The sequence below is a fragment of the Vibrio pomeroyi genome (assembly GCF_024347595.1).
In the GTDB taxonomy this organism is placed as follows: Bacteria; Pseudomonadota; Gammaproteobacteria; order Enterobacterales; family Vibrionaceae; genus Vibrio; species Vibrio pomeroyi.
On record NZ_AP025506.1, the window covers coordinates 91,806 to 109,669 of the forward strand.

General features: G+C 46.2%; 13 protein-coding genes. 4 read left to right on the forward strand and 9 right to left on the reverse strand.

Translation table 11 applies throughout. The features are described 5' to 3' along the window. Positions 1 to 26: 26 nt before the first annotated feature. From OCV12_RS00415 to glnA, 5 genes are all read right to left on the reverse strand, one after another. Positions 27 to 2,615 carry a phosphodiesterase GepA gene (locus OCV12_RS00415; RefSeq protein WP_261885084.1) on the reverse strand — a complete coding sequence of 863 codons (2,589 nt, stop codon included), beginning with the start codon at positions 2,613 to 2,615 and terminating at the stop codon, positions 27 to 29. Between the two features lie 108 nt (positions 2,616 to 2,723). Then, positions 2,724 to 4,127: a nitrogen regulation protein NR(I) gene (gene glnG / locus OCV12_RS00420; protein WP_017631965.1), complete on the reverse strand. Its 1,404-nt coding sequence runs from the start codon at positions 4,125 to 4,127 to the stop codon at positions 2,724 to 2,726. A 110-nt stretch (positions 4,128 to 4,237) separates the two neighbouring features. Further along, positions 4,238 to 5,314 carry a nitrogen regulation protein NR(II) gene (gene glnL / locus OCV12_RS00425; RefSeq protein ID WP_017095622.1) on the reverse strand — a complete coding sequence of 359 codons (1,077 nt, stop codon included), beginning with the start codon at positions 5,312 to 5,314 and terminating at the stop codon, positions 4,238 to 4,240. Between the two features lie 168 nt (positions 5,315 to 5,482). Further along, positions 5,483 to 6,040, reverse strand: a complete 558-nt coding sequence (locus OCV12_RS00430; RefSeq protein ID WP_261885085.1) for a DUF4124 domain-containing protein — start codon at positions 6,038 to 6,040, stop codon at positions 5,483 to 5,485. A 229-nt stretch (positions 6,041 to 6,269) separates the two neighbouring features. Further along, a complete protein-coding gene (gene glnA / locus OCV12_RS00435; RefSeq protein WP_017631962.1) occupies positions 6,270 to 7,679 on the reverse strand; it encodes a glutamate--ammonia ligase in 1,410 nt (469 codons plus the stop codon). A gap of 563 nt (positions 7,680 to 8,242) precedes the next feature. On the opposite strand from glnA, the gene typA reads away from it, so the two are divergent. Beyond that, positions 8,243 to 10,078 (forward strand): translational GTPase TypA, encoded by a 1,836-nt coding sequence (gene typA / locus OCV12_RS00440; protein ID WP_086711625.1) that lies wholly within the window; start codon positions 8,243 to 8,245, stop codon positions 10,076 to 10,078. Positions 10,079 to 10,322: 244 nt separating this feature from the next. Here the strand turns inward: typA and OCV12_RS00445 are convergent, their stop codons facing one another. Together OCV12_RS00445 and OCV12_RS00450 are read right to left on the reverse strand one after the other, a co-directional pair. Then, positions 10,323 to 10,853: an AAA family ATPase gene (locus OCV12_RS00445; RefSeq protein WP_261885086.1), complete on the reverse strand. Its 531-nt coding sequence runs from the start codon at positions 10,851 to 10,853 to the stop codon at positions 10,323 to 10,325. A 29-nt stretch (positions 10,854 to 10,882) separates the two neighbouring features. Further along, a complete protein-coding gene (locus OCV12_RS00450; protein ID WP_239847939.1) occupies positions 10,883 to 11,524 on the reverse strand; it encodes a DUF2959 domain-containing protein in 642 nt (213 codons plus the stop codon). Positions 11,525 to 11,566: 42 nt separating this feature from the next. Here OCV12_RS00450 and OCV12_RS00455 point away from each other — a divergent pair, with 42 nt between their 5' ends. From OCV12_RS00455 to OCV12_RS00465, 3 genes are read left to right on the forward strand one after another with little or no spacing between them, the layout of a single operon-like run. Beyond that, entirely contained in the window at positions 11,567 to 12,508 is a 942-nt protein-coding gene (locus OCV12_RS00455; protein ID WP_123322543.1) for a virulence factor BrkB family protein, read from the forward strand. Beyond that, on the forward strand, positions 12,480 to 12,914 hold the full coding sequence (gene dtd, locus OCV12_RS00460; protein ID WP_004735590.1) for a D-aminoacyl-tRNA deacylase: 435 nt from the start codon (positions 12,480 to 12,482) through the stop codon (positions 12,912 to 12,914). The genes OCV12_RS00455 and dtd overlap by 29 nt, the downstream gene beginning before the upstream one ends. Before the next feature lie 16 nt (positions 12,915 to 12,930). Beyond that, the gene (locus OCV12_RS00465) at positions 12,931 to 13,866 is read left to right on the forward strand and encodes a bifunctional GNAT family N-acetyltransferase/hotdog fold thioesterase (RefSeq protein ID WP_017633229.1); all 936 of its coding nucleotides are present in this window, start codon (positions 12,931 to 12,933) and stop codon (positions 13,864 to 13,866) included. Positions 13,867 to 13,925: 59 nt separating this feature from the next. Here OCV12_RS00465 and OCV12_RS00470 read toward each other — a convergent pair whose 3' ends face one another. Next, entirely contained in the window at positions 13,926 to 15,881 is a 1,956-nt protein-coding gene (locus tag OCV12_RS00470; protein WP_261885914.1) for an AsmA family protein, read from the reverse strand. 169 nt (positions 15,882 to 16,050) lie between these two features. Then, positions 16,051 to 17,676 carry a phosphoenolpyruvate carboxykinase (ATP) gene (gene pckA, locus OCV12_RS00475; protein ID WP_048661293.1) on the reverse strand — a complete coding sequence of 542 codons (1,626 nt, stop codon included), beginning with the start codon at positions 17,674 to 17,676 and terminating at the stop codon, positions 16,051 to 16,053. Positions 17,677 to 17,864 lie beyond the last annotated feature (188 nt).

Below are 17,864 nucleotides of genomic sequence, written 5' to 3' on the forward strand. Positions count from 1 at the left end.
TGTTCACTCGAGCCCGTCAGCTTTCTTTAACTGATGCTCTCTTTAGCCTCGGTGTTCTGTTTGATTTTGGCACTCTGTTGAGCATTGCTTAGATCGGTTGGCCATTGGTCAAAAGGCACTGGACGACTGTATAAGAACCCTTGTGCTTGTGGGCATTGCAGCTGCTTAAGTAGGTCTGCTTGCTGCTGAGTTTCAACGCCTTCGGCGACTAAGCTGACCTTGAAGCCTTTGGTAATGTTGACGATGGCTGCAACAATCGAGCTGTCTAGATTCTCTTTGTCTAGCTTACTGACAAAGCTGCGATCAATCTTCAGGCAATCAAATGGCAGCTTGTGCAGGTAGGCCAGTGACGAATAACCAGTACCGAAATCATCAATGGCAATTGAGATTCCCAATGCTTTGAGAGTCAGCATGTTGTCGATGATGGTTGGGTCATTATCGATGATGCGTGACTCAGTGATTTCTAGCGTAAGGTTTTTGGCCGGTAGTTTGGTATCATTTAGCGTGTTTTTCACTAAACTAATAAACCCACTTTCACTTAGCTGATCGACAGATAAGTTAACGTGAATCGAGAAGTCTTCGCTCCATTTTCCTGACTCAATCGCAATTGCAGTATCTCGACAAGATTTGTGCAGGATCTGCTTACCAATGTCGTAGATAAGTCCGGTTTCTTCTGCCAGTGGTATGAATTCCAGTGGTGAGATAATACCTTCGTCGGTGACCCAGCGAGCCAAAGCTTCAGCGCCTATCGTGGTACCTGATTCTAGATCGATGATTGGCTGATAAAAGGCTTCAAATTGCTGCAGCTCAATCGCTTTGTTCAATCGAGCCAACATTTTAGTGCGGTGTCGAGAGGCATTACCCATCTCAGGGCTGTAGATGCTGACGCGTGTTTTATCTTGTTTGGCATTGCTGAGTGCAATGCTGCTGTTACGAAGCCACGATGTAATATCTTGATCGTTTGATACATGCACAACACCAATCGAAACCTTGACCACGACACTTTCAGATTCCATCGCGAACGGAGAAGCAAAGGTCTGAACCAAACGGTTAGCAAGCAGTTGAACGTCTTCCTCTTGGGTGATGTTGGGTGCGTATATCGCGAACTCATCCCCGCCCGTGCGTGCCAATAGGTAATCCGATGGTAACGTGCCTCTTAAGCGAGCGGCAGAGATGATAAGCAGCTGGTCGCCATTGTAGTGACCTAGGCTGTCATTAATATCTCGGAAGCGATCGATACCAACCAAGTACAGCGTGCCTTTTTCGGTTGCTGCATTTTTCTGTGCTGCATCGATAAAGCCTTCTCGGCTGTAGAGTTTGGTCAGCGAGTCATAGGTCAGTTGTGACTGTAACTGCTGGAATGACGCTTTCAGGTTGTTGGCCATTTCGTTGAATGCCTCTACCAACATACTGGTTTCGTAGATATTGCCCGATTTCGGCATACTGCTGTCCCAATCCCCTTTGGCAAGGCGTTTTGCGGCATCTGCGGTGGAGGTGATGGGTTGGGTCACACGATTAAAAGCAATTAATCCTGCGATAATCCCAATGCAGCTAAGTGCGAGCCCGAGCAGCCAGCTGTCTCTTTGGTTTTCTGGCAATTCACCGAGTAGATTACTTTCTGGAATCGACATACCAATAAACCAAGTGAGGCCATGTTTATCCTCATAAGGTGTGATTTGGTTAAAGTATTGCTCGCCATCCAATGTGAACCTGAAGCGTTGTACGCCCATGTCGTCAATCAAATGCAGTTGTTCAACATAATTAGCGCTCTCTCGTATTACTGGGTTGGCACTTTCTGTCGCTAATAAGCGTTGGCCTTTATGTGTTTTACCCGTGCCCCATGAAACTACACTGCCGCCACCGGAGTGTGCGACTAAGCGTTGTTGCTGGTCGATGATGTAGACAGAAGCATCGGTCTTGTCTTTTAGGTTCTTCAGGAATGCGTTAAAGGTATTGATCTTGATGTCGCTGACGATGACGGCTTTAAATTCGTTGTCGGAATAGATAGGGGCGAGGGCAGAAAGAGTAATTTCTTGGCGTTCATCCGCATTGGCGTAAATTGGCGACCATACTGCTTTTTTCTCATTAACAACCGGTGTGTACCAAGGGCGGACTCTCGGATCGTATCCTGAAATGACCGAGCGAATGTCTTCGCTAATCTTGCTACCACGGTAGATGACGAGCTGATCTTGGGTTCGTTCATCTTGCACCATCAAGGTGTAGCCGTTGTTGGCCTCTTTACGAAAACCGACATAGTTACCATCTTCAGAGCCAAAGCCGATCACATCCAGCTGCGGCACGGCAGTGAAATGGTCGGAAAACTTATAAAGGATGTAATCTTGAACCTTACTAAGATTACCGGGCTGATAGAGCTTGTGGTAACCAATGTTGTGGCTGAGGGAGAGGTTCGCGTGAAATGGTTTTTCTAAAAAATCGGAAAGGCTTTGATGAACGTTGTCAGTGAGTGATGCTAGCTGACGTGCGCTAATATCACTCACCATCTCTTTGTAGCTTTGCTTTTGAGTGAAAACCATTACGCCCATAGTGAACAGAAATATCATCACGAATGGCAGAACCACTGCGGTTCTTAATGTAATTTGGGTTTTCAAAGACATCTTTAGCTACAACTTTGGTGAATAGTGTACTGTAATTGTACCGACACTATTCAAACCAAGCGACACTTTTTTGGTTAAAAAGTAGCTGCATCGAGAGTCATATAATGCCTAGTACAGTTCTTTAAGCTTACGAGTTAGGGTGTTTCGTCCCCATCCCAAAACCTTCGCTGCATCCTGTTTATGACCATTAGTATGGTTGAGTGCAGCCTCTAGCAGTATACGTTCAAACTCTGGCAGAGCATAAGTCAGCAGCTCCTTTTCTCCTGAATCAAGCGCACATTTTGCCCAATTCGCAAGCAGTTGTTGCCAGTTATCTCCAGTGCCGGAAGTGGTTACTACTTTCTCTTCCAATAGCTCAGGCGGTAAGTCCGAAGGAAGAATTTCACTGCCGCTCGCCATTACGGTCAACCAACGACAAATGTTCTCAAGCTGACGCACGTTACCCGGCCAATTGAGCTGGTTTAGCTTCATGATAGTTTCAGGGTGCAGTGTTTTCACTTCAACACCGAGTTCTTCTGCTGCTGATGCTAAGAAGTGATGAGTTAGCTTTTCAATGTCTTGTTTACGTTCGCGCAGTGCAGGTATGTGAATTCGGATTACATTGAGTCGGTGGAACAAATCCTCACGGAAATCGCCTTCATGCACCAATCGTTCAAGATCTTGGTGGGTTGCCGCCACGATACGTACATCAACCTTCACCGCAGAATGACCACCGACACGATAAAACTGTCCATCAGAAAGCACACGCAACAGACGGGTCTGAATATCGAGTGGCATGTCACCGATCTCATCAAGAAATAGTGTGCCACCATTGGCCTGTTCGAAGCGTCCTTGGCGAACACTGTTGGCTCCGGTAAAGGCACCTTTCTCGTGGCCAAATAGCTCTGATTCAATCAGGTCTTTGGGAATTGCTGCCATGTTGAGGGCGATAAAGGGTTTCTTTGCTCTTGGGCTATGGCGGTGTAAGGCATGAGCTACTAACTCTTTACCAGTACCAGATTCACCGTTAATCAGTACTGATATTGATGAGCGAGATAAGCGACCAATAGCGCGGAAAACTTCCTGCATCGCCGGAGCTTCACCAATGATTTCAGGCGCGTTGGTCTCTTCAGTGACTTCGCTGGCTTGTTCGCGCTTCTGTTCTTGGCTGTGTGCGATCGCTCGCTCTACTAGAGTGAGTGTCTCATCGATGTCAAACGGCTTTGGTAGGTATTCGAAGGCACCTTTTTGATACGCATTTACTGCAGCATCAAGATCGGAGTGCGCGGTCATGATGATCACTGGCAGATCGGGAGAACGTTGATGCACTTGATGCAACAGCTCAATCCCGTCGATACCAGGCATGCGAATATCAGACACTAATACGTCTGGCGTTTCGCGCTCAAGAGCAAGCAACACGCTCTCTGCATCAGCAAATGTTTCGCACTTTATATCCGCAGATGAAAGTGTTTTTTCTACTACCCAGCGGATAGAGCTGTCGTCATCGACGACCCAAACGTATCCCTTACTCATAATTCAATTCCTTTGCAGCCAAATCTATTGTGATAATCATTGTTGTTTTTATTGTTCGGTATTCTTCGTTGCCATGAAGCTCATTTTTTCATCGAGAAGTGTCGCTTCGTTTATATCGGCAAATAAATCGTGAATGTGGTGTTACCTGGCCAGCTCTCAACATCAATTTTTCCGTTGTGCTGATCGATCAGGTTTTGAGATATCGATAACCCTAAGCCTGTGCCACCCTCTCGACCGCTGACCATTGGGTAAAAAAGCGTGTCTTTTAATTCGTCGGGGATACCCGGGCCGTTATCGCTGATCTCAATTCGAGCAGCGAGTTTGTGTCGCTGCCCATGAATGTTTGCTTGATGCACCGTTCTGGTGCGGATGGTGATTTTCCCAGATTCCTGAGTCTTTAGAATCTGCGCCGCATTACTCACGATATTGAGCATGGCTTGTTCAACTTGCGCAGAGTCCATCAAAATCGCAGGTAAGCTTGGATCGTAATCTCGCTCGATAGCGAGCGTCGAACCCGATTCGAGTTCAACCAGCTGCCTTACTTTTTCGAGTATCTGGTGAAGGTTCTCTTCTGATTTGGTTCCTGGCTTTTGTGGGCCAAGCAGGCGATCGACTAAAGCGCGTAAGCGGTCGGCTTGCTCAATAATGATCTGGGTGTACTCATTCAGAGACTGATCAGGGAGCATCTTTCCAAGCAGCTGCGCAGCACCTCTTAAACCACCCAATGGGTTCTTAATTTCATGAGCTAATCCACGTACTAGCAACTTAGCCGCTTGCTGTTGTGCATGTTGGTTAAGCTCTTGGCTGAGTCGTCTTTGCTGGTCTATCTTGCGCATTTCAACTAATAGCAGCGTCTCACGTTGCCACGAGATTGGGCTAACCGTTACTTCAAGCATCAGAGGGCGGTTATCAACAACGAAGGTCACATCGCTATCGGTAATGCTTTGGCCACTTTGTAGTGGTTGGGTCAGCAGTGCCAAGTCAAGAGAGGCGTGTTGGATAAGCTGACTCAGTGGATGATCAACAATGCGTCGCGCACTCTGTGAAAAGAGTTGTTCAGCCGCCGGATTGGCGTATCGCACATAGAGTTGCTCATCGAGCATTAATGTCGAAGTCACCATATTGTCGAGAATGGCGCTGGAAAGATGATGTGTATCTATGCTGTCGCTTTTGGCTGATCGATTCACTATTTCGTCCTTGAACTGGTGTTTTTCTCACTGCACCAAATTGGTGCGTAGCTAAGTTCAAGTATGGCGCATATCAACCAGAAGCTAAAGATAATTCATTAGAGTTGCTGAAAGCTGCTTCGATTAGGTGAAAAGTAGAGGTAATTCAGTCTCTTTTAACACATTGGCCTACTTGAGCGTCGCTCGATGTAAATACACGGTGACTGGACTAGTAGATGCAATAAGCTTGCCGCTTCTATGTGCTTGAATTGCAATGGTGTGAGTACCTCGATCGATACCTTTTAATTCCCAGTTAGCTTGGGTTTGAGGAGCCCCGTAACGACGGCCATCAAGCATCAATTGCAGCTGCTCTCCAATACCGAGTTTGCGGTTAAGCTCGATTTGTATTGGGATTAAGCCACGGTTGCTACGGATGGTTTGATCATGAACGGGTGTCAGCATGGTGAGTGTTAACTGAGCCGGGATCTCGCGCTCTTTGGTTTCGGTTTGTGGCTGATCTTGAGCGGGCGTTGCTGTTGAAGCTGCAGCGTCAACGGGAGTCGAGGCCTCAAATTTCGGGGCGGGTGCTGATGCTTGTACATCAGGCAGGCGAAGAGACTTAGCGCTTTGATCGGTCGGGGTGTCACTAAAGTGGAGTACGCCATCCTCATCGACCCAGGTATACACAGTTTGAGCAGAGCACGAGAACGCGACTGTTAACCCGATTAGGAACAGTATGTTTTTCATATCTTTAGCCTCTTTCCACCGTTAGATGGTTTCACGTTTGGCATTGGTTTTATTGGTTTTGATTTTGTTGTATTTAGCGCGACAGCCTCTGAGGGCTTTTGGTTAAGATATGGTACGAGGAGGGGAGCATCGAGAGAATATAAAAAAGGCCCGCCTGCGAGGCGAGCCTAATATTTAGTTGGCGATTCTTACAAGGTTGCAGTAAGAAATGGCTTATCTCTACCAGAGATTAAACTGAGTAGTACAGTTCAAACTCAAGTGGGTGTGTAGCCATGTTCACGCGTTGTACGTCGTCAGATTTCAGAGCGATGTAAGAATCGATGAAGTCGTCAGAGAATACGCCGCCAGCTGTTAGGAACTCACGGTCTTCGCTAAGCGCTGCTAGAGCTTCTTGTAGAGATTCTGCAACTGTTGGGATTTCAGCTGCTTCTTCTGCAGGAAGGTCGTATAGATCTTTATCCATAGCTTCGCCTGGGTGAATTTTGTTCTTGATGCCGTCAAGGCCAGCCATAAGCATTGCTGAGTAGCATAGGTATGGGTTAGCTGCTGGGTCACCAAAACGTAGCTCGATACGACGTGCTTTAGGGCTTGGTACTACTGGGATACGGATAGAAGCAGAACGGTTACGTGCTGAGTAAGCAAGCATTACAGGTGCTTCGAAACCAGGTACAAGACGCTTGTACGAGTTAGTTGATGGGTTAGCAAACGCGTTGATTGCACGAGCGTGCTTGATTACACCACCGATGTAGTAAAGAGCCATTTCAGATAGGCCGCCGTACTTATCACCAGCAAACAGGTTAACGCCGTCTTTTGCTAGAGATTGGTGAACGTGCATACCAGAACCGTTATCACCAACTAGTGGCTTAGGCATGAATGTCGCTGTTTTACCAAATGCGTGAGCAACGTTGTGTACAACGTACTTGTAGATTTGAGTTTCATCAGCTTTCGCTGTTAGCGTGTTGAAGCGAGTAGCGATTTCGTTTTGACCCGCAGTTGCTACTTCGTGGTGGTGAGCTTCAACTACTAGGCCCATCTCTTCCATTACTAGACACATTGCTGAACGGATGTCTTGAGATGAATCTACAGGAGCTACTGGGAAGTAACCGCCTTTAACGCCAGGACGGTGACCTTTGTTACCGCCTTCGAAGTCAGTACCTGTGTTCCAAGCTGCTTCTACGTCGTCGATCTTGAAGAAAGAACCAGACATGTCGTTTGAGAACTTAACGTCATCAAATAGGAAGAACTCTGGCTCTGGACCAACTAGAACTGTGTCTGCGATACCTGTAGAACGTAGGTACTCTTCAGAACGTTTAGCGATAGAGCGTGGGTCACGGTCGTAGCCTTGCATTGTTGCAGGCTCAAGAATGTCACAACGGATGTTTAGTGTTGCGTCTTCTGTGAATGGGTCCAGTACAGCAGATGCTGCGTCTGGCATCATTACCATGTCAGATTCGTTAATGCCTTTCCAACCAGCTACTGAAGAGCCGTCAAACATTTTGCCTTCTTCGAAGAAGTCTGCATCAACTTGGTGAGAAGGAATAGAGATATGCTGCTCTTTACCTTTTGTATCAGTAAAACGTAAGTCGATAAATTTAACTTCGTTCTCTTGGATCAGGGATAGTACATTTTCTACTGACATCTTGGATAACCTCCAGTGTTATTAATTCGGTATTAGCTCGATTCGGTTGAAACTAGCATTGATTAATGTCTATAAGTGCATTAATCGATGCTGATTTATCTATAGCCAAAAACGTGCCAAAAAAATTATTCCATTAATTTCAATAATTTAACTGTTTTTAAGTTTTGCTTAATCTACTTTTTGCACCAAAATGATCTCTAGTTGCACTTTATTGGTGCAAGCATGTGTCTGTGCACCAATATGAGACAATAAGCGAACACCATTCAGCAATGAATTGCCTAAGTTGTCAATCCACTTTTGTCATTTTGCCGGAGATTTGGCTTGTGACTCGCGCGTGATGCTTTTTTAGAATCCTACGAATCGGGCTACTCAACACTGTACTGAATCAAAGTTAAGAGGATATGAATCGCTAACTAAGAAAAAAGCCTTGGTTCAGATCACATATTTCTGGGTTTTTGTCTAGAATCTGGTATATTATTGACCGTTTTTTAAATCAAGCTAGCGGTTATTATCCAAACTTTTGAGATAAGTGACGGCTACTTTTATGAGTGAATCGAGAATCCATGTCTACTCCACAGATTGATAAGTTAAGAAATATCGCGATCATCGCGCACGTTGACCACGGTAAAACGACTTTGGTTGATAAACTGCTACAACAGTCAGGCACTCTTGAGTCTCGTGGTGAAGCTGAAGAGCGTGTCATGGATTCGAATGACATCGAAAAAGAGCGTGGCATTACCATTCTTGCTAAGAACACAGCAATCAACTGGAATGATTACCGCATCAACATCGTAGATACTCCGGGACACGCGGACTTCGGTGGTGAAGTTGAGCGTATCATGTCTATGGTTGACTCTGTTCTGCTTATCGTTGACGCAGTTGACGGCCCAATGCCTCAAACTCGTTTCGTAACGCAAAAAGCATTCGCACACGGTCTTAAGCCAATCGTTGTAATCAACAAGATTGACCGCCCAGGCGCTCGTCCTGATTGGGTTATGGATCAAGTATTCGACCTTTTCGACAACCTAGGTGCTACTGATGAGCAACTAGACTTCACAGTTGTTTACGCTTCAGCTCTAAACGGTTGGGCAACAATGGAAGAAGGCGAAACTGGTACAGACATGGAACCATTGTTCCAAGCTGTTGTTGATACAGTAGACGCGCCTGCAGTTGACCTTGACGGTCCTCTACAAATGCAAATTTCGCAACTTGATTACAGCTCTTACGTAGGTGTTATCGGTGTTGCTCGTGTTACACGTGGTTCTGTTAAGCCAAACCAACAAGTAACTATCGTTGGTTCTGACGGTAAGAAGCGTAACGGTAAAGTAGGTACAGTTCTTGGTTACCTAGGTCTTGACCGTCACGAAGTTGAGCAAGCTAACGCTGGCGACATCATTGCAATCACTGGTCTTGGTGAGCTGAAGATTTCAGACACTATCTGTGACCAAAACAATGTTGAAGCAATGACTCCGCTTTCTGTTGACGAACCAACAGTAACAATGACGTTCCAAGTAAACACTTCTCCGTTCGCGGGTAAAGAAGGTAAGTTCGTTACTTCACGTAACATCCTTGAGCGTCTAGAAAAAGAACTAGTACACAACGTTGCACTACGTGTTGAAGAAACTGATAACCCAGATCGCTTCCGTGTTTCAGGTCGTGGTGAACTTCACCTGTCTATCCTGATCGAAAACATGCGTCGTGAAGGCTTCGAGCTAGCTGTATCTCGTCCAGAAGTTATCATTAAGAAAGACGAAGATGGCAACCTAACTGAACCGTTCGAAACTGTGACTATCGACGTGCTTGAAGAGCACCAAGGTGGCATCATGGAAAACATCGGTCTACGTAAAGGTGAGCTAACTGATATGTCTCCAGATGGCAAAGGCCGTGTTCGCATGGACTTCATGATGCCTTCTCGTGGTCTTATCGGTTTCCAAACTGAGTTCCTAACTCTAACGTCTGGTTCTGGTCTTCTTTACCACTCATTTGATCACTACGGTCCTCACAAAGGCGGCGTAATCGGTCAACGTAACAACGGTGTTCTAATCTCGAACGCAACTGGTAAAGCTCTGACTTACGCACTATTCAACCTACAAGAACGTGGTCGTCTATTTGCTGAGCACGCGGATGAAGTATACGAAGGTCAAATCATCGGTATTCACAACCGTTCAAACGACCTGACAGTAAACTGTCTGAAAGGTAAGCAGCTAACGAACGTTCGTGCATCTGGTACTGATGAAGCACAGGTTCTTTCGCCACCTATCCGTCACACTCTAGAGCAAGCTCTTGAGTTCATCGACGAAGACGAACTAGTAGAAGTAACGCCAGAAAGCATTCGTATCCGTAAGAAGCTTCTTACTGAAAACGAACGTAAGCGCGCAGCACGTCCAGCTAAGGCTTAATTGCCAGCTGACTAGCTTCTAGCTAAGTAAATAAGAAAGCCCTGAGTAGCCAAGCTGCTCAGGGCTTTTGTTTTATATGGTATTAGGATAGATACGGGTAAACGAGATGCGATATTCGAAGAGCGTTTTTAGACCGGAAGTAACTAGGTACTAAGAAGATGAGTATCTTCTATACTCGTTGTCTTTTATCCATTTCTACTAACCGAATCGTCATTCCAGAATTGAGGAACGAAATATCTGGAATCTAGCTTTTGACCCCTAGGTGACTTTCAACGAATTGCACTCGCTCTGCTACCGACATAAACGGCACTTCAACCACCTCATAACCTAGCTTTTGATAGACTCTGATTAGCGCGTGGTGAATCTCTAATGCTTCTTCAAAGGGGTAAGGGCGCACTTCATCTTGCACATAGATAGAAGCTTCTGGGCGGCAGAACAAGACTTGTGAGTGATAACCTTGGCTTGCTTCTCGGTAAGTCGTATCTATATCTAGTTTAGCCTGAGCCAAATAGCCACAAATGTCCGGAATAGCGCGATCGAGAAACGCGATAGGGTGCTGCCTCGCTTGCTCTTTCTGCTCGCTCATTACACCTAAACATAGCTCAGCAAAGCCGGGAAGGTCTACCCAAGGTAAGATACCGTCTTCAAGTTGACTTTGTTGCTCTATTAATTGGCGAGAGGACTCTGCGAAGGTTGGGTAGCCCGCATCTCCCAAGGCACTAATTAGTGTAGTCTTTCCGGCGCCAGGGCCGCCAGTAATAATGATTGGGTTCATACGGGCTGTCTAATGAGTTTCTACTGATGTTATTTCTGGTTCAGTTGAGCTAGGAATTTATCCGATTCTTCGATAGCAGCATTCATCTGCTTAATCGCGTAGGCGATGTCTTTTTCTAAGCTCATGAACTCGCCTTGCAGTGAACCAACCGCGCTCGCATTGAGGTTATGCTTTAAGTAAAGCGTGTTGTCTCGAAGGGTATTGAGTACCGGATCCATTTTCTTCTCAGCACGCTTCATAGCTGACAACATGGTCTTGTAAGAGGATTGAGTCTCGCGCAGCTTTTGCTCGCTTGAGCGACGCAGTGAGTCACTGGTGTAGAGGTCTAACTCTCCCTGCCACTCTTCAAATAGTGCATCCGACACATCTTCAATTGCAGCAATACGATCACTGACATTTTGAGCGGCTTTTTCGCTGTCTTGGTATTTGTCGTTGATTTGGTTGTACATGTCTTCTAGGTCGCCACCACTGAAGTTAGTTAGGCTACTAAGTGCTTCAAGTGCGCTGGTAAACTCTTCCTGAGCATCCTGCTGTGACTCTTTCGCGTCTTCTACTCTGTCGACCATAATGTCACGTTTGTGGTAACCCACTTGCTCCATTGCGGAGTAATAAGCTGATTGGCATCCAGTAAGAGTAAAAATAGAGAGGACTATAACTATTAAATAAGGCATCCTAGTTTCCTATAGTTAAGTGACGGAATATTAATTAGGACTATGAACGAGTTACAAGGGAGTTACAAGTTGAAGATAAAAAAGGTCGGCACACTCAGCATTCATTTTTCTCGCTATCTTTTGGCGCGAATGACGCACGATAGAGTCAACGTGAATGCGGGTTACTTGGCGTATATTACTTTGCTCTCAATCGTACCGATGTTGACGGTTCTGCTCTCTATCTTATCGTCATTCTCTATCTTTGCTGATGTCGGTATCGTGATTCAAAACTTCGTCATTACCAACTTTGTTCCAGCGTCAGGGGATGCGGTGCACGGTGCCTTGCTCGAGTTTGTGGCTAACACGGGTAAGATGACGGCGGTCGGTAGTGTGTTCTTATTTATCGCGGCACTGATGCTGATCTCGAATATCGATAAGAACCTCAACTACATCTGGCGTGTTAATGAGAAGCGACGTGCGGTGTTGTCCTTCTCTATGTACTGGATGGTGCTAACACTTGGGCCGATCTTGGTTGGGGCGAGCATCGCTGCCACATCGTATGTGACATCGCTCAGTCTGCTACAAAATGAAGTGGTCTCTGGCGCCTTTAATACCGTGATTCGCAAACTGCCTTTGATTCTCTCTTTCTTTGCGTTCTTCGGTTTGTACCTGTTGGTTCCCAACAAAAAGATACATTTTTCTCACGCAGCGGCAGGCTCTCTGGTTGCGGCTCTGTTGTTCGAACTCAGTAAGAAAGGCTTTGCGGCCTACATTACTCAATTCCCTTCTTATCAGCTGATCTATGGCGCTTTGGCGGCGATTCCGATTCTTTTTGTCTGGGTGTATTTGTGTTGGCTGATCGTACTGGTTGGTGCTGAGGTGACGGCGGCGCTCGGTGAGCACGAACAGTGGAGTGACACGCAAGAAATGGTACACTCTTCGGATAACGACAAAATCACAGAGCAAGGAAACAACAGTGATAGCACTGATCCAGAGAGTAAGTGAAGCTGCCGTCCGTGTTGATGGCGAAGTAGTTGGTGAGATTGAACAAGGCTTATTAGTTCTGTTAGGCGTAGAAAAAGGTGACGACGAAGCCAAAGCCAAACGTTTGATGGAACGAGTGACTACTTATCGTGTCTTTGGAGATGAAGACGATAAAATGAACCTCAACGTGAAGCAGGTAGAAGGCAAGGTATTAGTGGTATCTCAATTCACTCTGCCAGCTGATACCAAGAAAGGCACACGAGCAGGCTTTTCTCGCGGTGCTCACCCAGAAGATGCTGAACGTCTTTACAACTATTTCTCTGACCAATGTGAATCAGTGTTGCCAACGGAACGTGGCCGATTCGCAGCCGACATGAAAGTGTCATTGGTCAATGATGGCCCAGTAACATTCTGGCTGCAGGTTTAGGCTTAAAGGAATAAGCATGTTTAAACTCATAACTCCAACCACCGAAAATCAACTGAACAAGTATTACCATTTTCGTTGGCAGATGTTGCGTGAGCCATGGCGAATGCCTGTAGGTTCCGAGCGTGATGAATATGATGGCATGAGTCACCATCGCATGATTGTCGATGGTCGAGGTCGTCCGATGGCGATTGGCCGTCTGTATATCACTCCTGATCTAGAAGGTCAGATCCGCTATATGGCGGTGAAGAACTCTCGCCGTAGCAAGGGCATGGGCTCACTGATTTTAGTCGCACTAGAGTCGCTGGCTCGCCAAGAAGGTGCCAAGCGTTTGGTGTGTAATGCACGCGAAGATGCGATCTCATTCTACGAGAAAAATGATTTTGAACGTCGTGGTGAGATTAACGACCAACGCGGCCCTGTGCGTCACCAACAGATGGTTAAGCATCTTGACCCAATGGCAGACGTACTGCGCAAGCCTGAATGGTGTAATGAACTGCAGCAGCGCTGGGAGCATCAGATCCCTATCAGCGACAAGATGGGCATCAAGATTAATCAATACACAGGTTACCAATTTGAGTGTAGTGCTCAACTGAATCCAAACCTGAACCCACACAACACCATGTTTGCTGGATCAGCCTTTACGCTGGCAACCTTAACGGGTTGGGGGATGACATGGTTACTGATGAAAGAGCGTGGCCTAACCGGCGACATCGTTCTCGCAGACAGTAATATTCGTTACCGTCATCCGGTTGAGCAAAACCCTGTCGCTTCTACTTCTTTAGACGGTATCAGTGGTGATTTGGACCGCCTCGCATCAGGCAGAAAGGCTCGTATTATTATTCACGTGACCATTCATAGTGGCGATGTGGAAGCGGTAGAGTTTACCGGAACCTATATGCTGATCCCTGACTACAAGAAGATACTATCGACTGATAGCAAGGTGAGTGAATAGCGTTACTATTCCTTGATGAACGCTTGCTTGATTGTAGATTGAGTTATTGATTGAAAGCGCTACTCCTGTGGAGTGGCGCTTTTTTGTTGGCAGTCATTAATCCCTGAATATTCAGCTTGGTCGAGCTTTCCTGAGATTTGATGGCATGGGTCGGACAGGGTAATAGAAAGCGTGTGTAGCTCGGTTTTTAGTAAGTCGAGCTCTCCCGTTACCTCACCATTTAACGTTTGAACCCTTTGCGAACCTTCCTCGACTGCGGATGCACCAATAATGTGCATTGGTTCGAGTGTGAAACGGCCACGGTCAAAATTGGCATTGAGCTCTGGGATCTCGAATACGTTATCGGTTGAAGTTTCAGAAAGCGTGTCGTTAAAGGTCATCACGCCTTGGCGAACGCTACCAGTGAGTTGACCTGTGGTTGAATAGCCAAGCATCAGTGAGTCACCATACAAACCCGCGGCTTGAAGTTCGAATTCGCCATAACCGGTTGCATCAAGCGGTAATTCCAGTTGTTGTAACATTGGCGAGATAGGCAAGCCATCGGCAGATATATCTATACTCCACGGCTTGCTGATTTGGTTAAAGTCGAGTGTTGCATTGGCTTCAACATAACCATTCTTTAATGGCATAAACAGGCGTGTCAGCGTCCATTTCCCTTGTTCGCTATTCATTTCAACCACAGGTTGAGCGCTGAGGATATTTTGGTAGCTGGCATCGTTGGCGCTGGCCATCAATTTGCCTTGCCATAAACCTAGCTTTCTATCTTGCAGAAGCTGAACGTGATGTCCTTCGACATGCAGCCCTGATACTTGCCAGTAAGGTTTATTTGCAAGCTGGATGAGTTGGGTGCGTTCTACATTTAGTCGGTCTATAGAGGCTTGTTGAAGCTCTGTAAGCCAAGGTATTAAGCGTGCGGCGGGTAGGTGATTGTCTTGGCTTTCGGTAATCCACTTGATGCCTTGAATATCAAGCTGTGCCAAATCAATAGCAGTAGGGGTAACTTTGCCATTAAGCTGAATACTGCCTTGCAGGAATTGTGTATAGAAGTCTTCAACCAAAATTTGGTTGGGGTTTAGATTCAGCTTGAGGCTTGGGTCGATGAATTGATCATTGTCTAAGGTGACGCCTTCAGCTTGCAGAGAGAAAATGGCTTTCTGTTGCTTCCACAGTTCAAAAGGCAGTTGGATGTTTTCTAGTGAGGCATCAAAGGCTGCAAGGTGACCATCCTTCCACTCTACGTCGCTACGCAGCATATCTAAGCTGTTGATGTGGTTAATCTGAATACCTGCCACATCCCATTCTTTGTTTAATAGGCTTTGAGTTTGCTCTTCATTTAATCGTAAACTGTCAATCGTCACATTCACCAATGACCAGTCATGTTGATATTGTTCAGCTTGCCCAGAAATCTTGGCACCACGCCAATCAAATGAAGCGCCATAAAGGGTGCTGTCACTCGGTTTGAGGTCTAGGTCAATCAATAGGTTATCGAAGGCTTCGCCTTGCCAATATAACTGTGAGGCTGAAAGTTGGGTTTTGCCATAAGGTAGCAGTGAGCTTTGGTTATCCCACACGGGTTCGGCGATCTGAAGGTCGATGCCTCGTGCATTAAAGTCTGGAGTCGAGAAATCTAGGCTATTGATCGCTAGCTGACGGAGCTTGAGGTTTGGTTGAGTAAATAACTGTTTGAGTGTGTCTAGATCGTCGGCTTCTAACTGCAGTCCGCTGATCAAGACAGAGTCCAAAACCAGCTTAGTTTCAAGAAGAGAGTCTGGGCTGAACCAGATGTCGACCTTGTCGATATATAAAGGTGGTTGTTTTTCAGATTGGCTTTGGATGATGCCCATCAAGGTGATGTGATAAGGCGTCTGATACTCAACATCTTCAATGAGCACAGGTTGTTCAATCGTATGCTTGATAAAAAAGTTAGCAACATCGGCGCGGTATTGAGTTTGTAGGCTTAATAGCAACGCTGCGATAACCGCAACGGCGATAGCCAACACAATGCCAAACACCATGAATACCTTTTTCATTCCCTGAAAGCCTTAAATCTCAATAGTCTTAAAACAGAGTGGAACAAAAAGGGTCAAGCATCAACAAAAAAGCCCCTCAAAAGAGGGGCTTGCTACAAAAATATCATTTTAAATTGGGCGTTCGCTTTTGGCTAAGCCCGAGCAGATGGTTGGATTAGTCCAGTTGAGGACCAGCGGCAACCAGTGACTTACCTTCAGCGTTGTCTGTGTACTTGTCAAAGTTGTTGATGAAGCGCTCTGCTAGATCTTTCGCTTTGCTTTCCCATTGTAGTGGGTCAGTGTACGTGTCGCGTGGGTCAAGAATCGCTGGGTCAACGTCGTGTAGCGCTAGAGGCACTTCTAGGTTGAACATAGGGATAACCTTAGTATCAGCCTTGTCGATAGAGCCATCTAGGATTGCGTCGATGATGCCACGCGTATCTTGGATAGAGATACGTTTGCCAGTACCGTTCCAACCTGTGTTCACTAGGTAAGCTTCAGCGCCAGCTGCTTCCATGCGCTTCACAAGCACTTCAGCGTACTGAGTTGGGTGAAGAGTAAGGAACGCCGCACCAAATGCCGCAGAGAACGTTGGCGTTGGTTCAGTAATACCACGCTCTGTACCTGCTAGCTTCGCTGTGAAGCCAGATAAGAAGTGGTACTTCGTTTGCTCTGGAGTCAACTTAGAAACTGGTGGTAGCACACCAAATGCATCAGCAGTCAGGAAGATAACCTTTTGAGCGTGGCCTGCTTTTGATACTGGCTTAACGATGTTGTCGATGTGGTGAATCGGGTAAGAAACACGAGTGTTTTCTGTTTTAGAACCGTCATCAAAATCGATAGAGCCATCGCCACGAACCGTTACGTTTTCTAGTAGTGCATCACGGCGGATAGCATTGTAGATTTCTGGTTCTGCTTCTTTAGATAGACGAATGGTCTTCGCGTAACAGCCACCTTCAAAGTTGAAGATACCGTCGTCGTCCCAACCGTGCTCATCATCACCGATTAGCTCACGCTTAGGATCGGTAGATAGCGTTGTTTTACCTGTACCAGATAGGCCGAAGAAGATTGCTACATCGCCTTTCTCGCCTACGTTTGCACTACAGTGCATTGAAGCGATGCCTTGTAGAGGCAGTAGGTAGTTCATCATTGCGAACATGCCTTTCTTCATCTCACCGCCGTACCAAGTACCACCGATGATTTGAACGCGCTCTGTTAGGTTGAAAGCAACGAAGTTTTCAGAGTTCAGACCCTGTTTTTCCCAGTTAGGGTTGGTTGTTTTAGCACCATTCATTACCACAAAATCAGGTTCGAACGTTGCTAGTTCTTCGTCAGTTGGACGAATGAACATGTTCTTAACGAAGTGCGCTTGCCACGCTACTTCAGTGATAATACGCACGCTTAAGCGCGTATCTGGGTTAGCACCACAATAACCGTCAATGACAAACAGGCGCTTGCCAGATAGCTGAGTTGTCACAAGCTCTTTCAGCTCATTCCATACTTCAGTTGTAATCGGTTTGTTGTCATTTTTGCCTTGATCTGACCACCACATGGTATCGCGGGTCGTGTCATCTTTAACAATGTACTTATCTTTTGGTGAGCGGCCAGTAAAGATACCAGTGTCAACCGCAACAGAGCCTAGTTCCGTTACTACGCCTTTTTCGTAGCCTTCCAAACCTGGCAGTGTTTCTTCAACGAATAACTGCTCGTAGCTAGGATTACGAAGAACTTCAGTAACGCCAGTCAGTCCGTGCTTAGTTAGATCAATTTGTGCAGCCTTAGTATGTTCCATAACGGTCATAGGTGCTCCTTGTAGGATATTTTGTAGGGATTTTGTATTAATTTTTTATTGTTATCTGCTCACCATGCTAGCAACGAGACTCGGGGGAAACAGGGATACAGCTCAAAAAATATCCATATTAACCTTGGGGTTTTAAGCGTCTCGTCACATATTGGCCCAACTAGTCTATCCTGTACGCAAACCTTTGC

Excerpts from the sequence above, each read along its gene's own strand:
- OCV12_RS00465 (WP_017633229.1), top strand. The coding sequence starts at position 12,931 with ATGTTTAAACTCATAACTCCAACCACCGAAAATCAACTGAACAAGTAT.
- typA (WP_086711625.1), top strand. The coding sequence starts at position 8,243 with ATGTCTACTCCACAGATTGATAAGTTAAGAAATATCGCGATCATCGCG.
- pckA (WP_048661293.1), bottom strand. The coding sequence starts at position 17,676 with ATGACCGTTATGGAACATACTAAGGCTGCACAAATTGATCTAACTAAG.
- OCV12_RS00470 (WP_261885914.1), bottom strand. The coding sequence starts at position 15,881 with ATGGTGTTTGGCATTGTGTTGGCTATCGCCGTTGCGGTTATCGCAGCG.
- OCV12_RS00430 (WP_261885085.1), bottom strand. The coding sequence starts at position 6,040 with ATGAAAAACATACTGTTCCTAATCGGGTTAACAGTCGCGTTCTCGTGC.
- OCV12_RS00450 (WP_239847939.1), bottom strand. The coding sequence starts at position 11,524 with ATGCCTTATTTAATAGTTATAGTCCTCTCTATTTTTACTCTTACTGGA.
- OCV12_RS00445 (WP_261885086.1), bottom strand. The coding sequence starts at position 10,853 with ATGAACCCAATCATTATTACTGGCGGCCCTGGCGCCGGAAAGACTACA.
- OCV12_RS00455 (WP_123322543.1), top strand. The coding sequence starts at position 11,567 with ATGAACGAGTTACAAGGGAGTTACAAGTTGAAGATAAAAAAGGTCGGC.
- OCV12_RS00415 (WP_261885084.1), bottom strand. The coding sequence starts at position 2,615 with ATGTCTTTGAAAACCCAAATTACATTAAGAACCGCAGTGGTTCTGCCA.
- glnG (WP_017631965.1), bottom strand. The coding sequence starts at position 4,127 with ATGAGTAAGGGATACGTTTGGGTCGTCGATGACGACAGCTCTATCCGC.
- glnA (WP_017631962.1), bottom strand. The coding sequence starts at position 7,679 with ATGTCAGTAGAAAATGTACTATCCCTGATCCAAGAGAACGAAGTTAAA.